Source organism: Pseudomonas sp. RtIB026 (assembly GCF_016861355.2).
In the GTDB taxonomy this organism is placed as follows: domain Bacteria; phylum Pseudomonadota; class Gammaproteobacteria; order Pseudomonadales; family Pseudomonadaceae; genus Aquipseudomonas; species Aquipseudomonas peradeniyensis.
The window spans coordinates 5,291,476-5,316,521 of the sequence record NZ_AP023348.2; the positions used below are offsets into that span (position 1 = coordinate 5,291,476).

At 64.7% G+C, this 25,046-nt stretch carries 23 protein-coding genes; 12 read left to right on the plus strand and 11 right to left on the minus strand.

Annotated elements, in window-relative coordinates:
• Positions 1-19: 19 nt before the first annotated feature.
• The 8 genes from rseP to rpsB form a co-directional block, all read right to left on the minus strand.
• A complete protein-coding gene (gene rseP, locus PRtIB026_RS23680; protein ID WP_203651132.1) occupies positions 20-1,372 on the minus strand; it encodes an RIP metalloprotease RseP in 1,353 nt (450 codons plus the stop codon).
• A 42-nt stretch (positions 1,373-1,414) separates the two neighbouring features.
• Positions 1,415-2,605: a 1-deoxy-D-xylulose-5-phosphate reductoisomerase gene (ispC, locus tag PRtIB026_RS23685; RefSeq protein WP_203651128.1), complete on the minus strand. Its 1,191-nt coding sequence runs from the start codon at positions 2,603-2,605 to the stop codon at positions 1,415-1,417.
• Positions 2,602-3,417: a phosphatidate cytidylyltransferase gene (locus PRtIB026_RS23690; RefSeq protein WP_203651127.1), complete on the minus strand. Its 816-nt coding sequence runs from the start codon at positions 3,415-3,417 to the stop codon at positions 2,602-2,604. Before PRtIB026_RS23690 ends, ispC begins: the two co-directional genes overlap by 4 nt.
• Complete coding sequence (uppS, locus tag PRtIB026_RS23695) at positions 3,417-4,172, minus strand: polyprenyl diphosphate synthase (protein WP_203651126.1); 756 nt, start codon at positions 4,170-4,172, stop codon at positions 3,417-3,419. The genes PRtIB026_RS23690 and uppS overlap by 1 nt, the downstream gene beginning before the upstream one ends.
• 16 nt (positions 4,173-4,188) lie before the next feature.
• On the minus strand, positions 4,189-4,746 hold the full coding sequence (gene frr / locus PRtIB026_RS23700) for a ribosome recycling factor (protein ID WP_203651124.1): 558 nt from the start codon (positions 4,744-4,746) through the stop codon (positions 4,189-4,191).
• The gene (gene pyrH, locus PRtIB026_RS23705) at positions 4,743-5,486 is read right to left on the minus strand and encodes a UMP kinase (RefSeq protein ID WP_028690676.1); all 744 of its coding nucleotides are present in this window, start codon (positions 5,484-5,486) and stop codon (positions 4,743-4,745) included. Before pyrH ends, frr begins: the two co-directional genes overlap by 4 nt.
• 177 nt (positions 5,487-5,663) lie before the next feature.
• The gene (gene tsf / locus PRtIB026_RS23710) at positions 5,664-6,527 is read right to left on the minus strand and encodes a translation elongation factor Ts (RefSeq protein ID WP_050704410.1); all 864 of its coding nucleotides are present in this window, start codon (positions 6,525-6,527) and stop codon (positions 5,664-5,666) included.
• Between the two features lie 185 nt (positions 6,528-6,712).
• Positions 6,713-7,450: a 30S ribosomal protein S2 gene (rpsB, locus tag PRtIB026_RS23715; RefSeq protein ID WP_028690678.1), complete on the minus strand. Its 738-nt coding sequence runs from the start codon at positions 7,448-7,450 to the stop codon at positions 6,713-6,715.
• Positions 7,451-7,798: 348 nt separating this feature from the next.
• Here rpsB and map point away from each other — a divergent pair, with 348 nt between their 5' ends.
• From map to PRtIB026_RS23735, 4 genes are all read left to right on the plus strand, one after another.
• Positions 7,799-8,581 carry a type I methionyl aminopeptidase gene (gene map / locus PRtIB026_RS23720; RefSeq protein WP_050704409.1) on the plus strand — a complete coding sequence of 261 codons (783 nt, stop codon included), beginning with the start codon at positions 7,799-7,801 and terminating at the stop codon, positions 8,579-8,581.
• A gap of 25 nt (positions 8,582-8,606) precedes the next feature.
• Positions 8,607-11,309: a [protein-PII] uridylyltransferase gene (locus PRtIB026_RS23725; RefSeq protein WP_203651122.1), complete on the plus strand. Its 2,703-nt coding sequence runs from the start codon at positions 8,607-8,609 to the stop codon at positions 11,307-11,309.
• A gap of 21 nt (positions 11,310-11,330) precedes the next feature.
• Entirely contained in the window at positions 11,331-12,524 is a 1,194-nt protein-coding gene (dapC, locus tag PRtIB026_RS23730; RefSeq protein WP_203651114.1) for a succinyldiaminopimelate transaminase, read from the plus strand.
• Between the two features lie 120 nt (positions 12,525-12,644).
• Complete coding sequence (locus PRtIB026_RS23735; protein ID WP_203651110.1) at positions 12,645-13,382, plus strand: hypothetical protein; 738 nt, start codon at positions 12,645-12,647, stop codon at positions 13,380-13,382.
• On the opposite strand, the gene PRtIB026_RS23740 is transcribed toward PRtIB026_RS23735, so the two are convergent.
• Complete coding sequence (locus PRtIB026_RS23740) at positions 13,383-15,029, minus strand: Na+/H+ antiporter (RefSeq protein WP_203651109.1); 1,647 nt, start codon at positions 15,027-15,029, stop codon at positions 13,383-13,385. It lies immediately after the preceding gene.
• Positions 15,030-15,309: 280 nt separating this feature from the next.
• On the opposite strand from PRtIB026_RS23740, the gene PRtIB026_RS23745 reads away from it, so the two are divergent.
• The 4 genes from PRtIB026_RS23745 to PRtIB026_RS23760 all read left to right on the plus strand — a co-directional run bounded on the left by PRtIB026_RS23745 (position 15,310) and on the right by PRtIB026_RS23760 (position 18,437).
• Positions 15,310-15,657 (plus strand): ArsC family reductase, encoded by a 348-nt coding sequence (locus PRtIB026_RS23745; protein WP_203651108.1) that lies wholly within the window; start codon positions 15,310-15,312, stop codon positions 15,655-15,657.
• A gap of 42 nt (positions 15,658-15,699) precedes the next feature.
• On the plus strand, positions 15,700-16,734 hold the full coding sequence (gene dapD / locus PRtIB026_RS23750; RefSeq protein WP_203651106.1) for a 2,3,4,5-tetrahydropyridine-2,6-dicarboxylate N-succinyltransferase: 1,035 nt from the start codon (positions 15,700-15,702) through the stop codon (positions 16,732-16,734).
• A gap of 90 nt (positions 16,735-16,824) precedes the next feature.
• Complete coding sequence (locus tag PRtIB026_RS23755) at positions 16,825-18,030, plus strand: cysteine desulfurase (protein ID WP_203651104.1); 1,206 nt, start codon at positions 16,825-16,827, stop codon at positions 18,028-18,030.
• On the plus strand, positions 18,027-18,437 hold the full coding sequence (locus PRtIB026_RS23760) for a SufE family protein (RefSeq protein ID WP_203651102.1): 411 nt from the start codon (positions 18,027-18,029) through the stop codon (positions 18,435-18,437). Before PRtIB026_RS23755 ends, PRtIB026_RS23760 begins: the two co-directional genes overlap by 4 nt.
• An 88-nt stretch (positions 18,438-18,525) precedes the next feature.
• Here PRtIB026_RS23760 and tcdA read toward each other — a convergent pair whose 3' ends face one another.
• On the minus strand, positions 18,526-19,335 hold the full coding sequence (tcdA, locus tag PRtIB026_RS23765; protein WP_203651101.1) for a tRNA cyclic N6-threonylcarbamoyladenosine(37) synthase TcdA: 810 nt from the start codon (positions 19,333-19,335) through the stop codon (positions 18,526-18,528).
• A 288-nt stretch (positions 19,336-19,623) separates the two neighbouring features.
• Here tcdA and PRtIB026_RS23770 point away from each other — a divergent pair, with 288 nt between their 5' ends.
• The 4 genes from PRtIB026_RS23770 to PRtIB026_RS23785 all read left to right on the plus strand — a co-directional run bounded on the left by PRtIB026_RS23770 (position 19,624) and on the right by PRtIB026_RS23785 (position 24,755).
• Positions 19,624-22,215: a glycosyltransferase gene (locus tag PRtIB026_RS23770; protein WP_203651100.1), complete on the plus strand. Its 2,592-nt coding sequence runs from the start codon at positions 19,624-19,626 to the stop codon at positions 22,213-22,215.
• Positions 22,216-22,396: 181 nt separating this feature from the next.
• Complete coding sequence (dapE, locus tag PRtIB026_RS23775; protein ID WP_203651094.1) at positions 22,397-23,548, plus strand: succinyl-diaminopimelate desuccinylase; 1,152 nt, start codon at positions 22,397-22,399, stop codon at positions 23,546-23,548.
• Positions 23,548-24,360 carry a putative RNA methyltransferase gene (locus PRtIB026_RS23780; RefSeq protein WP_203651089.1) on the plus strand — a complete coding sequence of 271 codons (813 nt, stop codon included), beginning with the start codon at positions 23,548-23,550 and terminating at the stop codon, positions 24,358-24,360. The genes dapE and PRtIB026_RS23780 overlap by 1 nt, the downstream gene beginning before the upstream one ends.
• Positions 24,361-24,377: 17 nt before the next feature.
• Positions 24,378-24,755, plus strand: a complete 378-nt coding sequence (locus tag PRtIB026_RS23785) for a hypothetical protein (protein WP_203651087.1) — start codon at positions 24,378-24,380, stop codon at positions 24,753-24,755.
• A 64-nt stretch (positions 24,756-24,819) separates the two neighbouring features.
• Here the strand turns inward: PRtIB026_RS23785 and PRtIB026_RS23790 are convergent, their stop codons facing one another.
• Positions 24,820-25,029 (minus strand): cold-shock protein, encoded by a 210-nt coding sequence (locus tag PRtIB026_RS23790; RefSeq protein WP_011535295.1) that lies wholly within the window; start codon positions 25,027-25,029, stop codon positions 24,820-24,822.
• Positions 25,030-25,046: the final 17 nt, after the last annotated feature.

The following is a 25,046-nucleotide window of genomic DNA, read 5'->3' on the forward strand; positions in this document are numbered from 1 at the left end:
TCGCGATTGAGCGAAGCTTTTATAGTCGACCCAGATCATTGATCAGGGCGAGCAACATCACCCCGACGACCAAACTGATACCGATCTGGACCCCCCAACCTTGCACCCGATCCGAGAGCGGACGACCGCGCGCCCACTCGATCAGGTAGAACAGCAAATGCCCCCCATCCAGTACCGGGATGGGCAGCAGGTTCAGAACCCCCAGGCTTATGCTCAGGTAGGCCAGGAAATTCAGGAAATCCCCAACGCCCGACTGGGCTGAAGCGCCCGCCACTTTAGCAATGGTTATCGGTCCGCTCAAGTTTTTTACCGAGAGCTCCCCGAACAGCATTTTCTTCAGCGATTCGAGGGTCAGGACGCTCATGCTCCAGGTGCGGGAAAGCCCCTCGCCGACTGCTTCCAGCGGACCATAGCTGACCTCGCGGAGCATCTTCGCCGGCCACTCGGCGGCCTTGACCCCGGCGCCCAGATAGCCGCCAGAAGCCTGACCCTCACCTTTGCGCGCCAGGGTGACGGCAACCTCGAGTGGCGCGCCGTCGCGCTCGATGCGCAGGCCGACCTTTTTCTCGGGACGCGCGCGGACCGCGTCGACCACCTGCTGCCAGTCGGCCAGCTCGACGCCGTCGAGCGCCAGCAGCTTGTCACCGGTCTTGAGCCCGGCCGCCGCCGCTGGCCCCTTCGGATCGATCTCGGCCAGCACCGGCACCACCGCCGGGCGCCAAGGGCGCAGGCCAAGGGACTGGATCGGCTCCGGCTCGTCGACGCCCTTGAGCCACTGATTCAGGGAAACATCGAGCTGGCGCTCGGCGGTCGCGCCCTCGTCGAGCACCCCGACCCGCAGCGTGCCGCTCTCGCCGAGGCGGCGCACCAGCTGCAGGTTGACCGCCGACCAACCATTGGTCGGTTCGCCATCGATGGAGACGATTTCCTGGCCGACGCTCAGACCGGCGCTGGCTGCCAGGCTGCCGGCCTCGACGCCACCGATGACCGGACGCACCTGTTGCGAGCCCAGCATGGCCACCACCCAGAAGAACAGGATGGCAAGCAGGAAGTTGGCGATGGGGCCGGCGGCCACGATGGCGATGCGCTGGCGGACCGACTTGCGGTTGAACGACTGCTCGACCAGCGCTGGCGGGACCTCGCCCTCGCGCTCGTCGAGCATCTTGACGTAGCCGCCCAGGGGGATCGCGGCGACGACGAACTCGGTGCCGTGGCGATCATGCCAACGCACCAGTGGCGTGCCGAAGCCCACCGAGAAACGCAGGACCTTGACCCCGCAACGCCGCGCCACCCAGAAGTGGCCGAACTCGTGGAAGGTAACCAGCACACCCAGGGCAATCAGGGTGCCGACAATCATGTAGAGCGCAGTCATGTCCAATCTCCGGGTGACATTCGGCGGAGTCGGCCGCAGGCTTCAGCGGCCGTGGCGTCGCAGCCATTCCCGGGAGAGCTCCCGGGCACGCTGGTCGGCGGCGAACACCGCCTCGAGGGTGGGCAATGCCACCACGGGCTCCTGGTCGAGCACCTGTTCGATCATACCCGCGATCTCCGGGAAGCGGATACGCCGCTGGAGAAACGCCTCGACAGCCACTTCGTTGGCGGCGTTGAGCACCGCCGGCGCGCTGTTGCCCGCCTCGGCAGCCTGACGTGCCAGGCGCAGGCATGGGAAGCGCTGTTCGTCGGGCGCCTGGAAATCCAGACGGGCGATGGCGAACAGGTCCAGCGGCGCGACGCCCGAATCGATACGCTCCGGCCAGGCCAGGGCGTTGGAGATCGGTGTGCGCATGTCCGGGTTGCCCAGCTGGGCAAGCACCGAGCCATCGACGTAATCCACCAGCGAGTGAATGACGCTCTGCGGGTGCACCACCACTTCAATCTGGGACGGCTTGGCATCGAACAGCCAGCAGGCCTCGATCAGTTCCAGGCCTTTGTTCAGCATGCTGGCCGAGTCGACCGAGATCTTGCGACCCATGGACCAGTTCGGGTGCGCGCAGGCCTGCTCCGGAGTTACATCCAGCAATGCTTCAGCAGGGGTTTCGCGGAACGGCCCGCCGGAGGCGGTCAGCAGGATCCGGCGCACGCCGACAGCGCCCAGGCCACGGGCGTAATCGCCGGGCATGCACTGGAAGATCGCGTTGTGCTCGCTGTCGATCGGCAGCAACACCGAACCACTGCGGTGCACCGCATCCATGAACAGGGCCCCGGACATCACCAGGGCCTCCTTGTTGGCCAGCAGCACCTTCTTGCCCGCCTCGACCGCGGCCAGGGTCGGGCGCAGGCCGGCGGCGCCGACGATAGCCGCCATCACGGTATCCACCTCGGACGCAGCGGCCACCTGACACAACCCGGCCTCACCCTCGAGCACCTCGGTGGCGCAGCCCGCCGCGGCCAGCCCCTGACGCAGGCGCATGGCCGCCTCGGCGCTCGGCACCACGGCGAACGCCGGACGATGACGCTCGCACAGGGCCAGCAGTTCGTCGATGCGCGAATAGCCGCTGAGGGCGAACACCTGGTAACGGTCGGGGTGGCGGGCAATGACATCCAGCGTGCTCAGGCCGATGGAGCCGGTGGCCCCCAGCACGGTTATGCGTTGCACGGCACTCACATCACACCCCACTCAGCCGCCCACAGCAGCACGGCAAACATCGGAATCGCCGCGGTCAGGCTGTCGATGCGATCGAGCACGCCGCCATGACCCGGCAGCAGGTTGCTGCTGTCCTTGATGCCTTCACGGCGCTTGAACATGCTTTCGGTCAGGTCGCCGACCACCGAGGACATCACTACAACGACAGCCCCCAGCAGGCCCAGCAGCACCTGGCCGACACTCCAGTCGCGGGAGAAACCCACGGCCAGGGTAATCAGCAGGCTGACCGCGAGGCCGCCATAGACGCCCTCCCAGCTCTTGCCCGGACTGACCTGCGGCGCCAGCTTGCGCTTGCCGAAGGCCCGACCGGAGAAGTACGCGCCGATATCGGCAGCCCAGACCAGCACCATCACCGACAGGATCAGCCAGTTGCCCAACGGCCAGTGCTTGAGCAGCACCAGGCCCTGCCAGGCAGGCAGCAGTACCAACAGGCCAATCAGCAGGCGACAGGCGGCGCTGCTCCACAGCTCGCCGCTGCGCGGGTAGGTCAGCACCAACCAGGTGGCCAGGGCCCACCAGATCACCGAGGCGCCCAGCACCCAGGGCGCAAGATCGGGCATCAGGTAGAGCAACATCAGGCCGCCCGCCACCACCGCGGCGTAGGCGATGCGCAGCGGCTGCGCGACCAGGCCGGCCAGGCGCGCCCACTCCCAGGCACCGAGCGTCACCACGAAGCCGATGAACAGGGCGAAATCTCCACCGTTGAGCAGGAAGAAACCACCCAACGCGATCGGCAGCAGGATCAGCGCGGTAATGATGCGTTGTTTAAGCATTAAGCACGGGCTCCGGCTTCGACCTGCTCGCTGGTCTTACCGAAGCGGCGCTGGCGCGAAGCGAAATCGGCCAGCGCGTTGCGCATGGCCTCGTGTTTGAAGTCCGGCCAATAGAGGTCGGAGAAGTACAGCTCGGCGTAGGCCAGCTGCCACAGCAGGAAGTTGCTGATACGGTGCTCGCCGCCGGTGCGGATGCACAGATCGGGCAACGGCAGGTCGCCGGTGGCAAGGCAGGTCTGCAACAACTCCGGTGTGATGTCGTCCGGCCGCAGATGACCGGCCTGAACCTCACGCGCCAGGCGCTGGGCAGCCTGGGCGATATCCCACTGGCCGCCGTAGTTGGCGGCGATCTGCAGGATGAAACGGTTGCTGCCTGCGGTCGCGGCCTCGGCCTCGCGCATCGCCGCCTGAAGCTCAGGATGGAAGCGCGAGCGGTCGCCAATGATGCGCAGGCTGATGTTGTTGTCGTTCAGGCGCGAGGCCTCGCGGCGCAGCGCCTTGAAGAACAGCTCCATCAGGGCACTGACTTCGTCCGCCGGTCGCTGCCAGTTCTCACTGGAGAACGCAAAAAGCGTGAGCACCTCGACCTTCGCCTCGGCGCACACTTCGATCACGGCGCGCACCGCATCGACACCCGCTTTATGCCCGGCAACGCCGGGCATGAAGCGTTTCTTCGCCCAGCGATTATTCCCATCCATGATGATCGCCACGTGACGCGGCACCACGGAGGGCACAGTCTGCTTGGTCTTTTCCATGAAGGCGTCCTGACCCTTAGATGGCCATCAGGTCCTTTTCTTTGGCTTCGGTGGCCTTGGCGATCTGCGCCTCGATATCCTTGATCAGCTTGTCGATGTCGGCACTGGCACGACGCTCTTCGTCTTCACTGATTTCCTTGTCCTTGGACAGCTTCTTCAGGTCACCCATGGCGTCACGACGGATGTTGCGCACGGCAACGCGCGCATCTTCGGCCGCGGCGCGAGCCTGCTTGGTGAAGCCCTTGCGGGTTTCTTCGGTCAGCGGGGGCATATTGACCAGCAGCAACTCGCCCAGGTTGGTCGGATTGAGATTCAAGCCGGCGCTGCCGATGGCCTTGTCGATGGCGCCCAGCATGTTGCGCTCGAAAGGCACGACTTGCAGGGTCTGGTTGTCCTTGACGGTCACGTTGGCGACACTGGTCAGCGGGGTGTCGGAGCCATAGTAAGGCACCATCACGCTGCCCAGGACGCTCGGATGCGCCTTGCCGGTGCGGATCTGGCCAAATGCGTGGATCAGCGACTCCAGCGACTTTTGCATGCGCGCCTGGGCGTCTTTCTTGATTTCGTTGATCATTTTTGAACTTCCTCGATCAGAGTTCCTTCCGCGCCGCCATGCACGATGTTCAGCAGGGCGCCGGGCTTGTTCATGTTGAAGACGCGCAGCGGCATCTTGTGATCGCGGCAAAGGCAGATTGCCGTCAGGTCCATTACGCCCAGCTTGCGATCCAGCACTTCATCGTAGGACAGATGATCGAACTTCTCGGCATGCGGGTCCTTGAATGGATCTGCAGTGTATACACCATCGACCTTGGTTGCCTTCAATACCACGTCGGCATCGATTTCGATGGCGCGCAGGCAAGCGGCGGAGTCGGTGGTGAAGAACGGGTTGCCGGTACCGGCAGCGAAGATCACGACTTCCTTGGAGTTCAGGTGGCGCATGGCCTTGCGGCGATCGTAGTGATCGGTCACGCCTACCATGGAGATGGCCGACATGACGATGGCGGTGATGTTCGCCCGCTCCAGCGCGTCGCGCATGGCCAGACCGTTCATCACGGTGGCCAGCATGCCCATGTGGTCGCCGGTAACGCGGTCCATGCCGGCTGCACTGAGCGCCGCGCCACGGAACAGGTTGCCACCACCGATCACCAGGCCGACCTGAACGCCGATGCCGACCAGCTGGCCGACTTCCAGCGCCATGCGATCCAGGACCTTGGGGTCGATCCCGAACTCTTCCGAGCCCATCAGGGCCTCGCCGCTAAGTTTGAGTAGAATGCGTTTATAGCGAGCCTGATGACCACTGCCCTGCTGAGCCATTGCGAATCTCTCCTGCGGCGTTTGTAAAAATCTGGCGGGCTGTTTCAGCCTGCGCGTAACTCTAGCGTGACGCAATTCATGCGTCAGCGAACAACGGTCTCGTGAACCGCTCCCGCTTTGACAAAGAGGCTGCGCGCGTAAGCGGGCAGCCTCTTCGGGGCGACAGACGAATCCGTCTTACTGCTTGGCGGCAGCTACCTGGGCGGCAACTTCGGCAGCGAAGTCGTCAACCGGCTTCTCGATGCCTTCGCCGACCTTGAAGTAGGTGAAGGAAACGATTTCAGCACCGGCTTTCTTGGCCAGCGCGCCGACTTTGACTTCCGGATCCATGACGAAGGCTTGCTCTTTCAGCGAGGCTTCGGCCTTGAACTTGGAGATACGACCGTTGATCATGTTTTCAACGATGTTTTCCGGCTTGCCGGCGATCTTGTCGGCGTTCAGCTGCAGGAAGACGTTCTTCTCGCGCTCGATGGCCTCGGCGGAGATTTCCGACGCATCCAGGAACTCTGGGTTCGAGGCTGCAACGTGCATGGCAATGTTCTTGGCCAGGTCGACGTCGCCGCCTTTCAGGACAACAACGGCACCGATCTTGTTGCCGTGCAGGTAGGCACCGACAACGTCGCCTTCAACGCGCACCAGGCGACGGATGTTGACGTTCTCGCCGCACTTGGCAACCAGGGCTTCACGAGCGGCTTCACGCGAGGCGATCAGCGGAGCTGCGTCGGTCAGCTTCTGGGCGAAGGCTTCTTCGATGCTTTCAGCAACGAAGTTCTTGAAGTCGTCCTGCAGAGCCAGGAAGTCGGTCTGCGAGTTCACTTCCAGCAGAACGGCGGATTTACCGTCGGTCTTGACGGCGATAGCGCCTTCAGCAGCGACGTTGCCAGCCTTCTTGGCGGCCTTGATGGCGCCCGAGGCACGCATGTCGTCAATGGCTTTCTCGATGTCGCCGCCGGCCTTTTCCAGGGCCTTTTTGCAATCCATCATGCCTTCGCCAGTACGCTCGCGCAGTTCTTTGACCAGCGCCGCAGTAATTGCTGCCATTTCAAAATCCTCTTGGAAAGTTTTTCAACCATTCCACCCGCTCGTCACGGGCGTTAAATTCTGCAAATCGCTGCCTTTATATCAGCTCGCCCATGATGCGGGGCCGTTGCTGACAGCAGGATTTCAAGGTGGCAAAAAGGGGGCCAAGCCCCCTTTTTGCGTGCCAAGTAGACGCCAGGCGTCAATTACTCAGCAGCAGGTGCAGCCGCTTCTTCAGCGTAGACTTCAGTGCCGCCGGCAACGTTGTTGCGGCCGCGGATGACGGCGTCAGCCATCGAAGTCATGTACAGCTCGATGGCGCGGATGGCGTCATCGTTACCTGGGATGATGTAGTCAACACCTTCCGGGCTGCTGTTGGTATCGACAACGCCGATGACCGGGATGCCCAGCTTGTTGGCTTCGGTGATGGCAATGCGCTCGTGGTCGACGTCGATCACGAACAGGGCATCAGGCAGGCCGCCCATGTCCTTGATACCACCCAGGCTGCGGTCCAGTTTTTCCAGATCGCGCGAACGCATCAGGGCTTCTTTCTTGGTCAGCTTGGCAAAGGTGCCGTCTTCGGCCTGGGTTTCCAGGTCGCGCAGACGCTTGATCGAGGCGCGGATGGTCTTGTAGTTGGTCAGCATGCCGCCCAACCAACGGTGGTCAACGTATGGCGAACCGCAACGAGCAGCTTGCTCGGCGACGATCTTGCCGGCGGAACGCTTGGTGCCGACGAACATGATCTTGTTCTTGCCCTGGGCCAGGCGCTCTACGAAGGACAGAGCTTCGTTGAACATTGGCAGGGTTTTTTCCAGGTTGATGATGTGGATCTTGTTACGCGCGCCGAAAATGTACTTGCCCATTTTCGGGTTCCAGTAACGGGTCTGGTGGCCGAAGTGCACACCGGCCTTCAGCATATCGCGCATGTTGACTTGGGACATGATAGTTCCTTGATAAGTCGGGTTGGGCCTCCACGTATCCCAATGACCAACCCGTGTTTCCAGGGAAACCGGGCACCCAGGCCATCGTGTCGACACGTGTGTGGGTTTGAGCTGACGGAGGACATCCCCCGAAAGCGGCGCATTTTATACCACAGGCCGAGCGCGAACGGAACCCGGATCATGCTTCGTCCGTCAGCGGTTTTTGCAGCACCCGTGCTTTGCGGCCAGAATGCCTTCAATAGACCAGCGGATCCACGGGACTCTCCCGACAGATCGCCGCCGCGCTCTGGTAGAATCCGGTCTTTCCCGTTTGTTCGCGCCACACAGGGCGCCGTAGAGAGCCTGTTCATGACCGTCACCATCAAGACTGCAGAAGACATCGAGAAGATGCGCATCGCTGGCCGCCTGGCCGCCGAAGTGCTGGAAATGATCGAGGAGCACGTCAAGCCCGGCGTCACCACCGAGGAGCTCGACCGCCTGTGCCACGACTACATCGTCAACGTCCAGCAGGCGATCCCCGCCCCTCTCAACTACAAGGGCTTCCCCAAGTCGATCTGCACCTCGATCAACCATGTGGTCTGCCACGGCATTCCCAATGACAAGGCGCTCAAGGACGGCGACACTATCAACATCGACGTGACCGTGATCAAGGACGGCTACCACGGCGACACCAGCCGCATGTTCCATGTCGGCACCGTCGCGCCATGGGCCGAGCGCCTGTCCAAGGTCACCCAGGAGTGCCTGTACAAGGCCATCGAGCTGGTCAAGCCCGGCTGCCGCCTGGGTGACATCGGCGAAGTGATCCAGAAGCACGCCGAGAAGAACGGTTTCTCGGTGGTCCGCGAGTTCTGCGGCCACGGCATCGGCAAGGTGTTCCACGAAGAGCCGCAGATCCTCCACTACGGCCGCGCCGGTACCGGCATGGAACTCAAGGAAGGCATGACCTTCACCATCGAGCCGATGATCAACCAGGGCAAGGCCGACACCAAGGTGCTGGGCGACGGCTGGACCGCCATCACCAAGGACCGCAAGCTCTCGGCCCAGTGGGAGCACACCCTGGTGGTGACCGCCAGCGGCTACGAGATCTTCACCCTGCGCAAGGACGACACCATCCCGCGCACCTCGGCCTGATACTGACTAACAGGAACGCGACTCGATGCCCCAGGTGGATCCCGAGCTGTTCGACCGCGGCCAGTTCCAGGCGGAACTGGCCCTCAAGGCAAGCCCCATCGCCGCTTTCAAGAAGGCCATCCGCATGGCCGGCGAGGTGCTCGACAAGCGTTTCCGTGAAGGCCGCGAGATCCGCCGGCTGATCGAGGACCGCGCCTGGTTCGTCGACAACATCCTGCAACAGGCCTGGCACCAGTTCAGCTGGGGCACGCCAGACGGCATCGCCCTGGTGGCGGTGGGCGGCTACGGCCGTGGCGAGCTGCACCCGTTCTCGGACATCGACCTGTTGATCCTGCTCGACGCCGCCGAGCACGAGCAGTACCGCGACGCCATCGAACGCTTCCTCACGCTGCTGTGGGACATTGGCCTGGAAGTCGGCCAGAGCGTGCGCACCATCGACGAATGCGCCGAACAGGCCCGGGCCGACCTCACGGTCATCACCAACCTGATGGAAAGCCGCACCATTGCCGGCCCCGAGTCGCTGCGTCGGCGCATGCTCGACGCCACCAGCACCGCGCACATGTGGCCGAGCAAGGAGTTCTTCCTGGCCAAGCGTGCCGAACTCAAGGCCCGCCACCACAAGTACAACGACACCGAGTACAACCTCGAGCCCAACGTCAAGGGCGGGCCGGGCGGCCTGCGCGACATCCAGACGGTGCTCTGGGTGGCCCGGCGCCAGTACGGCACCCTGAACCTGCACGCCCTGGCCGGCGAGGACTTCCTGCTGGAAAGCGAGAACGAACTGCTGGCCTCGTCCCAGGCCTTCCTCTGGCGCGTGCGCTATGCCCTGCACATGCTCGCCGGGCGTGCCGAGGACCGTCTGCTGTTCGACCACCAGCGCAGCATCGCCGCGCTGCTGGGCTACACCGACGACAACCCCAAGCGCGCCATCGAACAGTTCATGCAGCAGTACTACCGGGTGGTGATGAGCATCAGCCAGCTGTGCGACCTGATCATCCAGCACTTCGAGGAAGTGATCCTCGCCGATGATGACAGTGGCGCCACCCAGCCACTGAACGCGCGCTTCCGCCTGCACGACGGCTATATAGAAGCGGTCAACCCGAATGTTTTCCGGCGCACCCCGTTCGCCATGCTGGAAATCTTCGTGCTGATGGCGCAGCACCCCGAGATCAAGGGGGTGCGCGCCGACACTGTGCGCCTGCTGCGCGAGCACCGCCACCTGATCGACGACAAGTTCCGCAACGATATCCGCAACACCAGCCTGTTCATCGAGCTGTTCAAATGCGAGATCGGCATCCACCGCAACCTGCGACGGATGAACCGCTACGGCATCCTCGGCCGCTACCTGCCGGAGTTCGGCCTGATCGTCGGGCAGATGCAGCACGACCTGTTCCACATCTATACAGTCGATGCGCACACCCTCAACCTGATCAAACACCTGCGCAAGCTGCAGTACACCCCGGTTTCCGAGAAATTCCCACTGGCCAGCAAGCTCATGGGTCGCCTGCCCAAGCCCGAGCTGATCTACCTGGCCGGCCTCTACCACGACATCGGCAAGGGTCGCCAGGGCGACCATTCCGAGCTGGGCGCAGTGGACGCACAAGCCTTTTGCGCGCGTCACCAGCTGCCGGCCTGGGACAGCCGGCTGATCGTCTGGCTGGTGCAGAACCACCTGGTGATGTCTACCACTGCCCAGCGCAAGGACCTCTCCGACCCGCAGGTGATCAACGACTTCGCCCTGCACGTGGGCGACGAGACGCGCCTGGACTACCTCTACGTGCTGACCGTGGCCGACATCAACGCCACCAACCCCAGCCTGTGGAACTCCTGGCGGGCGAGCCTCTTGCGCCAGCTCTACACCGAGACCAAGCGCGCCCTGCGCCGGGGTCTGGAAAACCCGCTGGACCGCGAGGAGCAGATCCGCCAGACCCAGAGCGCCGCACTCGACATCCTGGTGCGCGAAGGCACCGACCCGGACGACGTCGAGCAACTCTGGTCGCAACTGGGTGACGACTACTTCCTCAAGCACAACGCTGCCGACGTGGCCTGGCACAGCGACGCGATCCTCCAGCAGCCGGCCGACGGCGGGCCGCTGGTGCTGATCAAGGAAACCACCCAGCGCGAGTTCGAGGGCGGCACGCAGATCTTCATCTACGCCCCCGACCAGCACGATTTCTTCGCCGTGACCGTGGCCGCCATGGCCCAGCTCAACCTGAACATCCACGACGCCCGGATCATCACCTCGAGCAGCCAGTTCACCCTCGACACCTATATCGTGCTCGACAACGACGGCGGCTCGATCGGCGACAACCCACAGCGGGTCAGGCAGATCCGCGATGGCCTGACCGAAGCGCTACGTACCCCCGAGGACTACCCGGCGATCATCCAGCGCCGGGTCCCGCGCCAGCTCAAGCACTTCGATTTCCCACCGCAGGTGACCATTCTCAACGATGCCCAGCGCCCGGTGACCATCCTCGAGATCACCGCCCCGGACCGGCCCGGCCTGCTGGCGCGGATCGGGCGGATCTTCCTGGAGTTCGACATCTCGCTGCAGAACGCCAAGATCGCCACTCTCGGCGAGCGCGTGGAGGACGTGTTCTTCATCACCGACGCCGACAACCAGCCGCTGTCCGACCCGCAGCTGTGCAGCCGCCTGCAGGAGGCCATCGTCCAGCAGTTGCAGGCCGGCCAGGCCAGCGATGCCAGCCCCACCCGCATGACCTTTTGACGATAACGAGACCTTGCGCCAATGAACCCAGCACTGACCCAGCTCCAGCCCTACCCGTTCGAGAAACTGCGTGCCCTGCTGGGGAGCGTGAAGCCGGCGGCGGACAAACGCCCGATCGCCCTGTCGATCGGCGAGCCGAAGCACGAATCGCCGGCCTTCGTCGCCAAGGCCATGGCTGACAACCTCGACAAGCTGGCGGTCTACCCCAGCACCCTGGGCCTGCCGGCCCTGCGCCAGGCCATCGGCCAGTGGTGCGAACGGCGCTTCAGCGTGCCGGCCGGCTGGCTGGACGCCGACCGCCATATCCTGCCGGTCAACGGCACCCGCGAGGCGCTGTTCGCCTTCACCCAGGCCGTGGTCGATCGCTCGGCAGATGGCCTGGTGGTCAGCCCCAACCCGTTCTACCAGATCTACGAAGGCGCGGCCCTGCTGGCGGGCGCCACCCCGCACTACCTACCCTGCCTGGAAGACAATGGCTTCAACCCCGACTTCGACGCCGTGCCGGCCGAAGTCTGGAAACGTTGCCAGATCCTGTTCCTGTGCTCCCCGGGCAACCCCACCGGCGCCCTGGTGCCGATGGACACCCTGAAAAAGCTGATCGCCCTGGCCGACGAGCACGACTTCGTGATCGCCGCCGATGAGTGCTACAGCGAGCTGTACTTCGACGAGGACGCGCCACCACCGGGCCTGCTCAGCGCCTGCGCGCAGCTGGGCCGTCATGACTTCAAGCGCTGCGTGGTGTTCCACAGCCTGTCCAAGCGCTCCAACCTGCCGGGGCTGCGTTCGGGCTTCGTCGCGGGCGACGCCGCGATCATCAAGCCGTTCCTGCTGTACCGCACCTACCATGGTTGCGCCATGCCGGTGCAGACCCAGCTGGCCAGCATCGCCGCCTGGCAGGACGAGGCCCATGTGCGCGACAACCGCGACCAGTACCGCGCCAAGTACGATGCCGTGCTCGACATCCTGCAGCCAGTGCTCGATGTGCAACGCCCGGACGGCAGCTTCTACCTGTGGGCCAAGGTGCCAGGCAGCGACGCCGACTTCACCCGCGACCTGTTCGAGGCCGAGCATGTGACCGTGGTGCCGGGTTCGTACCTGTCCCGCGAAGTGGACGGGGTCAATCCGGGCGCTGGGCGCGTGCGCATGGCGCTGGTCGCGCCGCTGGCCGAGTGCATCGAGGCGGCCGAGCGGATTCGCGCGTTCCTGGGCCGCTGATGGCAGGCGCCCCTCCTCACAGGGGGGTGCAATCTCAATCGAGGCAAGCATTAAGTACCGTCGGTGCAGAACGCTGGCGACCGATAGTTGGCACCTCCCAACCCCTGAAGGTGCACAACGATGTCCGATGTTCTCGTGGCAAACGCGACCTACCGCCTACGCCAGAAGCTGCAACTGCCCCAAGCGATGAAGCCGCGCAAGAAGCGCTCGGTGGCCGATCATTCCGTGTTCTGGCGCCCAGGCCAGACGCTGAGGATCTCGTTCATCGGTACGCCCTGCCCGTGGCTCAAGAAAGCGATCTTCGACACCGCGTGCCAATGGCTGAAATACGCCAACCTGACATTCGAACTCCTCGACAACAACGTCAACGAAGCCGAGATCCGCATCCAGACCGATGTGCAGGAAGGCGTGAATTTCAGTTTCCTGGGCAACCAGGCCCTGGAAGTGGACGGCGCCACCATGGCATTGGGGGTCAAGCTGTCGGACCCGTTGTTCGAGTCGTACGTATTGCATGAGTTCGGGCACGCATTGGGCATGGAGCACGAGCACCAGCACCCACAAGCCAACATCCCCTGGGACCTGGACGCGTTGCGCCAGTTGCTGGCCGTGCTCCTGGTCGACGAGGCCAACAACCCGGATGACCTCGACGAGCTGATCGAAGAGGACCTCGCCACTCAGTTCCTGCCACTGCCCGACAACGGCGACCTGCTCATCCTGCCCTATGACAGCCAGTCGATCATGCATTACCGCATCAGGCAGAAGCTCACGCACCATGGCTTCAAGCGCAGCCATAACCTGAAAATAAGCAAGAAGGACAAGCGCTTCATGCGCCTGGTCTATCCGGCTTCGTGCAAGTAACTAGCGGACCTGCCCGAGATTGGCCTCGCTCAGGTCCAGCTCGCCCAGCACCTGGCGCACCACTTCGTCCCCCACCAAGTGTTGGCGATGCAGCTCGTACAGTTCCAGCCGTTGCGCACGCAGGGCGCGCAGGCGCAAACGACGCTCCAGCTGATCCATCTGCTCGGCCAGCGCCCTGGCCTCGGCGCTGTCGTTGTAGCTGTCCAGCTCATCGCGGTACTCGGCCATCAGCCGCGCCTTGAGCTCGGTGGCCAGAGTCGCCTGGGCGGCATCCTGCGGCGCGTTGGCATCGATCACCTCCTCGGCCTCGAGCGCATGGATCGCCGCCTCTGCCGTGCGTCGCCAGGCCTCCTGCACTTCCTGGTGCAAGCGCTCGTCCGGGCTCTTGGTCACGCCGCGCAGCAGGATCGGCAAGGCAATGCAGGCGCTGACCAGCGACAGCAGTATCACCCCGGCGGCGATGAAGATGAGCAGGTCGCGCTCGGGGAACGCCTTGCCCGCGCCGATCAGCAGCGGCACCGACATCACGCCCGCCAGGGTCACCGCGCCGCGTACGCCGCCCAGGGTCAGCAACCAGCACGAGCGCGCAGTCGGCATCAGCACCAGCGCGGGCTTGCCACGCCAGCGTCTAACCACGCCGATAGCTCGCCAGATGCTCTGCACCCAGATGAACCGCAACAGCACCAGCGCGGCGAAGATTGCCACCACATCCAGGCAGCGCCAGGCCAGGGTCGACCACACGGCAGCCTCGTCGCTCACCACCGCCTTGATGATGTCCGGCAGTTGCAGGCCCAGCAGCAGGAAGATCAGCCCGTTGAAGGCGAACTCCAGCAGCGACCAGACACTGCGGTTGAGCAGGCGGGTGCTGGTCTGCCGGGGCAGCAGGTCCAGCCAGCTCTGCATCATCCCGGCGGCCACCGCCGAGAGAATGCCGGACACGCCGAGGCGCTCAGCGAGCACGTAGGCGGCAAAGGGCAGCAGCAGCATGAACACCACGTGGGTGGCCGGGTCGTCCCAGCCACGGGTGATCATCCACATGCGCAGGCGCCCGACCAGCCAGCTCAACGCCACCCCCACCGCCAGGCCACCAAGGGCGACCAGGACGAAAGTCAGGCTGGCCTCGGTCAACGAGAATACCCCGGTGATCGCCGCCACCAGGGCGAACTTGAAGGTCACCAGGCCCGAGGCGTCGTTCATCAGCGCCTCGCCCTGGAGCATGTGCATCAGCGGTGTCGGCAGACGGTCCTGGGCGATGGCCGACACGGCCACGGCGTCGGTGGGCGACAGTACCGCCGCCAGGGCGAAGGCCACCGCCAGCGGAATGCTCGGCAGCAACCAGTGGATGAAGTAGCCGGCCCCGACCACGGTGAACAGCACCAGCCCCACCGCCAGCGCCACCACCGGTCCGCGGATGCGCCACAGTTCGCGCTTGGGCATGCGCCAGCCGTCGGCGAACAGCAGCGGCGGCAGGAACAGGAACAGGAACAGCTCAGGGTCCAGCGCCACGTGCAGCCCCAGGGTCGGCCAGGCCAGCAAGGCGCCGGCGCCGATCTGCACCAGCGGCAAGGGCAGCGGCAGCACCCGCCCGACCAGTTTTGACACGCTCACCAGCATCAGCAGGATAAGGACGGTATAGGCTGACTGCATCGGCAAGCTTCCTGTTTGATCGGAGAAACCACAGCGAGGCGAAACATCGCCATTGAAACAATATGTTAGCGAGGACGCGCTATCGTGGACCGCTGCACGATAGTCGCAGCCTGGCCGTGAATATGTAACACAATGCTACGCGAGAAGCGGTGAAACACATCGGCGTGGCCTTCCAGCCCGCAGCCGTGGCGCCAGCCCCATCGATGCCGCATAATCGGCCCACCCAATCTTCAAGGAGCATCGGGGACGCCCGGCCCGACCAGGCTGCCCCAGGCATTCAATGGCTTACACTCTCTACGGCATCAAAGCCTGCGACACCATGAAAAAGGCCCGCACCTGGCTTGAAGACAAGGCCATCGGCTTCGACTTCCACGACTACAAGACCCAGGGCATCGACCGCGACAGCCTGAACCGCTGGTGCGACGAGCACGGCTGGGAAGTCGTGCTGAACCGCGCCGGGACCACCTTCCGCAAGCTCGATGACGCCAGCAAGGCCGATCTCGACCAGGCCAAGGCCGTCGAATTGATGCTCGCCCAACCGTCGATGATCAAGCGCCCGGTGCTCGACCTCGGCGAGCGCACGCTGGTCGGCTTCAAGCCCGACCTGTACGCCGCGGCGCTGACCTGATCCCGCATTACGCTCCATCCCAATTTCGTACGAGGTAATCGCATGTCTCAATCGCTGTTCAGCCTGGCCTTCGGTGTCGGCACCCAGAACCGCCAGGGCGCCTGGCTGGAAGTCTTCTACGCACAGCCTGTGCTCAAGCCCTGCGCCGAACTGGTCGCGGCCGTTGCACCGGTACTGGGCTATGAAGGGGGCAACCAGGCCATCGCCTTCACCACCGCCCAGGCCGCCCAGCTGGCCGACGCGCTCAAGGGCGTCGATGCCGCCCAGGCCGCGCTGCTGACCCGCCTGGCCGAGAGCCACAAGCCGCTGGTCGCCACCCTGCTGGCCGAAGACGGCGCGCTGACCTCCACCCCCGAGGCCTACCTCAAGCTGCACCTGCTGTCGCACCGCCTGGTCAAGCCGCACGGCGTATCGCTGGCCGGCATCTTCCCGCTGCTGCCGAACGTCGCCTGGACCAACCAGGGCGCGGTCGACCTGGCCGAGCTGGCCGAGCTGCAACTGGAAGCGCGCCTGAAAGGCGAACTGCTGGAAGTGTTCTCGGTGGACAAGTTCCCGAAGATGACCGACTACGTCGTGCCGGCCGGCGTGCGCATCGCCGACACCGCCCGTGTGCGCCTGGGCGCCTACATCGGCGAAGGCACCACCATCATGCACGAAGGCTTCGTCAACTTTAACGCCGGCACCGAAGGCCCGGGCATGATCGAAGGCCGCGTCTCCGCCGGCGTGTTCGTCGGCAAGGGCTCGGACCTGGGCGGCGGCTGCTCGACCATGGGCACCCTGTCCGGTGGCGGCAACATCGTCATCAAGGTCGGCGAAGGCTGCCTGATCGGCGCCAACGCCGGCATCGGCATCCCGCTGGGCGACCGCAACACCGTCGAGGCCGGCCTGTACATCACCGCTGGCACCAAGGTGAACCTGCTGGACGAGAACAACCAGCTGGTCAAGGTGGTCAAGGCCCGCGACCTGGCCGGCCAGACCGACCTGCTGTTCCGTCGCAACTCGCTCAATGGCGCGGTGGAGTGCAAGACCCACAAGTCGGCCATCGAACTGAACGAGGCGCTGCACGCGCACAACTGAGAACCTGCCCGGGTTTGAAGTGATAAGATCGGGTCTGCTCCCAGGCGTTGCTTGTGGGCAGACCCGATTTTTATTCCAGGCCCCGCTAACATGTTCCAGCCCTCTCCCTGGCGCGCCGATTTCCCCGCCATCGCCGCCCTGCAACGGCAGCACCAGACCTACCTGGACAGCGCCGCCACCACCCAGAAGCCCCAGGCCTTGCTGGATGCCCTGAGCCATTACTATGGCCATGGCGCCGCCAACGTGCACCGCGCCCAGCACCTGCCCGGCGCCCTGGCCACCCAGGCCTTCGAGGGTACCCGCGACAAGGTCGCCGCCTGGCTCAATGCCGCCGACTCGCGGCAGATCGTTTTCACCCACGGCGCCACCTCGGCCCTGAACCTTCTGGCCTATGGCCTGGAGCACCGCTTCGAGGCCGGTGACGAAATCGCCGTCAGCGCCCTGGAACACCACGCCAACCTGCTGCCCTGGCAACAACTGGCGCATCGACGTCAACTGCGCCTGGTGATCCTGCCGGTGAACGACCTGGGGCATGTCGACCTGGAACAGGCCCTGCAACTGATCGGCCCGCGCACCCGCTTGCTGGCGATCAGCCAGTTGTCCAATGTGCTGGGAACCTGGCAGCCGCTGGCACCGTTGCTGGCCCATGCCCGAGCCCAAGGCGCGCTGAGCGTGGTCGATGGCGCGCAAGGCGTGGTCCATGGTCGCCACGACGTGCAGCAACTGGACTGCGACTTCTATGTGTTTTCCAGCCACAAGCTCTACGGCCCGGATGGCGTGGGCGTGCTGTACGGCCGCCAGCAGGCGCTGGCACTGCTGCGCCACTGGCAGTACGGCGGCGAGATGGTGCAGTTGGCGGACTACCAGGAGGCCAGCTTCCGCCCGGCACCGCTGGGCTTCGAAGCCGGCACGCCGCCGATCGCGGGTGTCATCGGACTGGGCGCCACCCTGGATTACCTGGCCAGCCTCGATGCCAACGCGGTGGTTGCCCATGAGGCCACCCTGCACCAGCATCTGGTACGCGGTCTGGCTGATCGCGAGGGGGTTCGTCTGCTCGGCGCGCCCCAGGTGGCGCTGGCCAGTTTCGTCATCGATGGGGTGCACAACGCCGATATTGCCCACCTGCTGACCGAACAGGGCATCGCCGTGCGCGCCGGGCATCATTGCGCCATGCCGCTGCTCAGGCACCTGGGCCTGGACGGCGCGATCCGCGTGTCGTTGGGGCTCTATTCCGACAGCGACGAACTGCAACGTTTCTTCGAGGCGCTCGACCAGGGCCTGGAGCTGCTGCGATGAGCCTGTCGGCCGAGGCCAGCCAGGCGCTGGAGAGTTTCGAGCAGGCGCGCGGGTGGGAGCAGCGGGCGCGGTTGCTGATGCAGTGGGGGGATCGCCTTGAGCCTTTGACGGATGCGGAGAAGACCGAGGACAACCGCGTGCACGGTTGCGAAAGCCTGGTATGGCTGGTGGCGGTGCAAGATGACGGCCAATGGCGGTTCAAGGCCGGCAGCGATGCGCGGATGCTGCGGGGCTTGCTGGCGCTTCTGCTGGTGCGGGTGCAAGGCTTGGCCAGCGATCAACTGATGGGGTTGGACCTGAGCGCCTGGTTTACCCAGTTGGGGCTGGAGCGGCAGTTGTCGCCGTCACGCAGCAATGGGCTGCATGCGGTGTTGCTGAAGATGGCGGAGCTGGTGTCTAACCGTTGAATCGGTGCTGCCCTCTTCGCGGGTAAACCCGCTCCCACAGGAAGTGTGCAAGACCTGTGGGAGCGGGTTTACCCGCGAAGGGCCCCATTTATTCAGGCTTGATCCGCTCAGAAGGCCGGCGTGCGCCGGCCACCAGTTTCTCCACGGCCTTGCTCGCCGCGACCATGCCGAAGGTCGCGGTCACCATCATCACCGCACCGAATCCACCGGCGCAGTCCAGGCGCACGCCTTCACCGACAAAGCTCTTCTGCAGGCACACGCTGCCATCCCCCTTGGGGTAGCGCAGTTGTTCGCTGGAGAACACGCATGGCACGCCATAGTTGCGGCTGGTGTTGCGCGAGAAGTTGTAGTCGCGGCGCAAGGTCGAGCGCACCCGTGAAGCCAACGGGTCGTTGAAGGTCTTGTTGAGGTCGCCAAGCTGGATCTGGGTCGGGTCGATCTGCCCGCCGGCACCACCGGTGGTGACGATGGCGATCTTGCGACGGCGACACCAGGCGATCAGCGCCGCCTTGGCCATCACGCTGTCGATGCAGTCGATCACGCAGTCCATCTGCTCGGTGATGTACTCAGCCATGGTCTCGCGGGTGACGAAATCGGCCACCGCATGCACCGTGCAGGCTGGGTTGATCGCCCGCAGGCGCTCGGCCATCACCTCGACCTTGGCTCGGCCGACCTGGCCTTCGAGGGCATGGGCCTGACGGTTGGTGTTGCTCACGCAGACATCGTCCAGGTCGAACAGGCTGATCTCGCCCACGCCGCTGCGGGCCAGGGCCTCGGCCGCCCACGAGCCAACCCCGCCAATGCCGACGATGGCCACATGGGCCTGACTCAGGCGCTGCAAGCCGTCGTCGCCGTAGAGCCGGGCGACGCCGGCGAAGCGTGGATCTTCTGTGCTCATGCTGATACCCCGAAAAAACCGGCGCGCATTATAGGCCAAGCCATGGGCTCGCGGGCATAGCGCACGGCCCGATCACGCCACCTGGGCGTGCCAGAGCGGCCACGGATTGGAAAAAATCCTGCCATGCCTGCTTTAATGTCCTATCAAGCAACTATATCTGGACGACAGCCAGGCGGACTGAGAACTACATCCTCTGTCGACAATCCAACGGATTACCTTCCCCGGAATCCGTAGGACCCACGCCCCAGCGGCGACGCCTCGCTCCCCTCTTCGGAACCTCGAACACCTATGTCATCACGTAAATTCGGTCTCAACCTGGTGGTGGTCCTGGCCATCGCCGCGCTGTTCACCGGGTTCTGGGCCTTGATCAACCGCCCGGTATCCGCCCCCGCCTGGCCGGAACAGATTTCCGGTTTCTCCTACTCGCCGTTCCGTCTCGGCCAGAGCCCACAGAAGGGCCAATACCCCAGCGAGGACGAGATCCGCCAGGACCTCGAGCAACTGAACAAGCTGACCGACAACATCCGTATCTACACCGTCGAGGGTACCCAGGCCGAGGTGCCGCGCCTGGCCGAAGAGCTTGGCCTGCGTGTCACCCTGGGGATCTGGATCAGCAACGATCAGGAACGCAATGAGCGGGAGATCGAAAAGGCCATCGGCCTGGCCAACACCTCGCGCAGCGTGGTGCGGGTAGTGGTCGGCAACGAAGCATTGTTCCGCGAGGAAGTCACCGCCGAGCAACTGATCGGCTACCTGGACCGGGTCCGCGCCGCGGTCAAGGTGCCGGTGACCACCAGTGAGCAGTGGCACATCTGGAAGGAGCACCCGGAACTGGCGAAACACGTCGACCTGGTCGCCGCGCACATCCTGCCCTACTGGGAGTTCGTGCCCATGAAGGACTCGGTGCAGTTCGTCCTCGACCGTGCCCGCGAGCTGCGCAAGCAGTTCCCGCGCAAGCCGCTGCTGCTCTCGGAGGTCGGCTGGCCAAGCAACGGCCGCATGCGCGGCGGCGCCGACGCCACCCAGGCCGACCAGGCCATCTACCTGCGCACCCTGGTCAACACCCTCAACCGCCGCGGCTACAACTATTTCGTCATCGAAGCCTACGATCAGCCGTGGAAGGCCAGCGACGAAGGCTCGGTGGGCGCCTACTGGGGCGTGTACAACGCCGAGCGCCAGCAGAAATTCAACTTCGAGGGCCCGATCGTGGCGATCCCGCAATGGCGCGCCCTGGCCGTGGCCTCGGTGGTGCTGGCGATGATCGCCCTGGCCATCCTGTTGATCGACGGCTCGGCCCTGCGCCAGCGCGGGCGCACCTTCCTCACCTTCATCACCTTCCTGTGCGGGTCGGTGCTGGTGTGGATCGCCTATGACTACAGCCAGCAGTACAGCACCTGGTTCAGCCTCACCGTGGGCGTGCTGCTGGCGCTGGGCGCCCTCGGGGTGTTCATCGTGCTGCTGACCGAGGCCCATGAACTGGCCGAGGCGGTGTGGATTCACAAGCGACGGCGGGAGTTCCTGCCCGTGCAGGGCGACAGCGCCTACCGGCCCAAGGTCTCGGTGCACGTGCCGTGCTACAACGAACCGCCGGAGATGGTGAAGCAGACCCTCGACGCCCTCGCCGCGCTGGACTACCCGGACTACGAAGTGCTGGTGATCGACAACAACACCAAGGACCCGGCCGTGTGGGAGCCGCTCAAGGCCCACTGCGAAAAGCTCGGCGAGCGCTTCAGGTTCTTCCACGTCGCGCCGCTGGCCGGTTTCAAGGGTGGCGCGCTGAACTACCTGATCCCGCATACGGCCAAGGACGCCGAGGTGATCGCGGTGATCGACTCGGACTACTGTGTCGATCGCAACTGGCTCAAGCACATGGTGCCGCACTTCGCCGACCCGAAGATCGCCGTGGTGCAATCGCCCCAGGACTACCGCGACCAGCACGAGAGCGCTTTCAAGAAGCTGTGCTACAGCGAATACAAGGGCTTCTTCCATATCGGCATGGTCACCCGCAACGACCGTGACGCGATCATCCAGCACGGCACCATGACCATGACCAGGCGCAGCGTGCTCGAGGAGCTGGGCTGGGCCGAGTGGTGCATCTGCGAGGACGCCGAGCTGGGCCTGCGCGTGTTCGAGAAGGGTCTGTCGGCAGCCTATGCCCATAACAGCTACGGCAAGGGCCTGATGCCCGACACCTTCATCGACTTCAAGAAACAGCGTTTCCGCTGGGCCTATGGCGCCATCCAGATCATCAAGCACCACGCCGGCGCCCTGCTGCGCGGCAAGGGCAGCGAGCTGACCCGCGGCCAGCGCTACCACTTCCTGGCCGGCTGGCTGCCATGGATCGCCGACGGCATGAACATCTTCTTCACCGTCGGCGCGCTGCTGTGGTCGGCGGCGATGATCATCGTGCCGCACCGGGTCGACCCGCCGCTGATGATGTTCGCCATTCCGCCGCTGGCGCTGTTTTTCTTCAAGGTCGGCAAGATCGTCTTCCTCTACCGCCGCGCGGTGGGGGTCAACATGAAAGATGCCTTCGCTGCAGCGCTGGCGGGGCTGGCGCTGTCGCACACCATTGCCAAGGCGGTGCTGTACGGTTTCTTCACCAGCAGCATGCCGTTTTTCCGCACACCGAAGAATGCCGACAGCCACGGTGTGCTGGTGGCGATCTCCGAAGCCCGCGAAGAGCTGTTCATCATGTTGCTGCTGTGGGGCGCGGCGCTGGGTATCTACCTGGTGCAGGGGCTGCCGAGTTCGGACATGCGCTTCTGGGTGGCGATGCTGCTGGTGCAGTCGTTGCCGTACCTGGCGGCGCTGGTGATGGCGTTGCTGTCGTCGTTACCCAAGCCCGCCGAGAAGGTTGCAGAGCCACAACAGGCTTGAGATCGCCGGGGGCGCGTTGCGCCCCTTTCGCGGCACAAGGTCGCTCCTACACAGGCAGCGCGGTCTTTGTAGGAGCGGCCTTGTGCCGCGAAAGGGCCGTAACGCGGCCCCATTCCACCATGGTTTGATATAAGATAACGCCCCTCAGTTTCCCCGCCTTGCCTTGCCCCGGAGTCCTTCAATGACGGCCCCAGCCGAGCTCTCGCCTACCCTGCAACTGGCCTGCGACCTGATCCGTCGCCCCTCGGTCACCCCGGTCGATGCCGATTGCCAGACCCAGATGATGAACCGCCTGGGCGCCGTCGGCTTCCAGCTCGAGCCGATGCGCATCGAGGACGTCGACAACTTCTGGGCCAGCCATGGCACCCAGGACGGCCCGGTGCTGTGCTTCGCCGGCCACACCGACGTGGTCCCCACCGGCCCGGTGCAACAGTGGCAGCATGAACCGTTCGAGGCGCTGATCGATGCCGACGGCATGCTCTGCGGCCGCGGCGCCGCCGACATGAAGGGCAGCCTGGCGTCGATGGTGGTGGCCAGCGAGCGCTTCGTGCACGACTACCCGAATCACCGCGGCAAGATCGCTTTCCTGATCACCAGCGACGAGGAAGGCCCGGCCCACCATGGCACCAAGGCCGTGGTCGAGCGCCTCAAGGCGCGCAACGAACGCCTGGACTGGTGCATCGTCGGCGAACCGTCCAGCACCACCCTGCTCGGTGACGTGGTCAAGAACGGCCGTCGCGGCTCACTTGGCGCCAAGCTGACCGTGCGCGGCAAGCAAGGCCACGTGGCCTACCCACACCTGGCGCGCAACCCGATCCACCTGGCCGCGCCGGCCCTGGCGGAACTTGCCGCCGAGCACTGGGACGAAGGCAACGCGTTCTTCCCGCCGACCAGCTTCCAGATCTCCAACCTCAACTCCGGTACCGGCGCCACCAACGTGGTCCCGGGCGAGCTGACCGCGCTGTTCAACTTCCGCTTCTCCACCGAATCGACGGTCGAAGGCCTGCAGCAGCGCGTCGCGGCAATCCTCGACAAGCATCAGCTGGAATGGAACATCGACTGGGCGCTGTCGGGCCTGCCGTTCCTCACCGAGCCGGGCGACCTGCTCGATGCGGTATCGTCGAGCATCAAGGCGGTCACCGGTCGCGAAACCCGCCCATCGACCAGCGGCGGTACCTCCGACGGCCGCTTCATCGCCACCATGGGCACCCAGGTGGTCGAGCTCGGCCCGGTCAACGCCACCATCCACCAGGTGGACGAACGCATCCTGGCCAGCGACCTCGACCTGCTGACCGAGATCTACTACCAGACCCTGGTACGGTTGCTCGCCTGATGCTCGCCTGCCCTCTCTGCCAGGCGCCGCTGGCGCAACTCGACAATGGCGTGGCCTGCCCCGCCGGCCACCGTTTCGACCGCGCCCGCCAGGGCTACCTGAACCTGCTGCCGGTGCAGCACAAGAACAGCCGCGATCCGGGCGACAACCAGGCCATGGTCGAAGCCCGCCGCGATTTCCTCGACGCCGGCCACTACGCCCCGGTAGCGCACCGCCTGGCGCAACTGGCTGCCGAGCGCCAGCCACAGGCCTGGCTGGACATCGGCTGCGGCGAAGGCTACTACACCGCGCAGATCGCCCAGGCCCTGCCGGCCGCCGACGGCTACGCCCTGGATATCTCCCGCGAAGCGGTCAAGCGCGCCTGCCGCCGCGCCCCCGAGGTGACCTGGATGGTCGCCAGCATGGCCCGCGTGCCCATGGCCGATGCCAGTTGCGGCTTCATCGCCAGCGTGTTCAGCCCGCTCGACTGGCAGGAGGCCAGGCGCCTGCTCGCCCCCGGCGGCGGCCTGATGCGGGTCGGACCGACCAGCGGCCACCTGATGGAACTGCGCGAGGTGCTCTACGATGAAGTGCGCCCGTACGCCGACGACAAGCACCTGGCCCTGGTCCCCGAGGGCATGGCCCACGCCCACGGCGAGATCCTCGAGTTCCGCCTGAGCCTGGCCGACGCCAAGGCCCGCGCCGACCTGCTGGCCATGACCCCGCACGGCTGGCGTGCCAGCGCCGAGAAGCGCGCACGGGTGATCGACCAGCCCGAACCCTTTGAGGTCACCGTTTCCATGCGTTATGACTATTTCGTGCGCCAAGACTGAGCACACTGGAGCCCCCCATGCGTCAACCCGATATCGAGATCTACCTCAAGGACGACGACGTCGATCACAAGCAGATCGCCGACTGGCTCGCCCTGGCCCTGGGCCCGTGCAGCGAATGGAAGCAGAAAGGCCAGACCTTCAAGTGCATGGCCGGTAACATTCCGGTCACCTGGTTACCGAAAGCTGTGGGGAAATGGAACAGCCTGTACCTGGAAAGCGACCAGACCCCGTGGGCCGACGACATCGCCTGCGCCCGTGCGGCATTCGCCGCGCTCAACGTCGAAGTGCGCTGTGCGCCTGGCAGCTGGGCGGAGGAAGACGGGGAAGAAGATGCCGATCGCTGGATCCGCATCAGCGCCGACGGTGAACAGGAAATCACCTGGCGCACGAACTGAAGGCGTTCGCATCAGGCTGCAAGTTCCACGGTCAACTTGCAGCTTGAGCGTACAGCCGCGAGGCTCAGAGCCCTACCACGTCCTCGGCCTGCAGGCCTTTCTGGCCTTGCACGAGGGCGTACTCGACCTGCTGCCCTTCGACCAGGGTGCGATGCCCCTCACCGCGGATAGCCCGATAGTGGACGAACACGTCCGCACCACCTTCGCGCTGAATGAAGCCATAACCCTTGGCATCGTTGAACCACTTCACATTCCCAGTCTCACGAGACGACATCTGAACTACTCCGGATT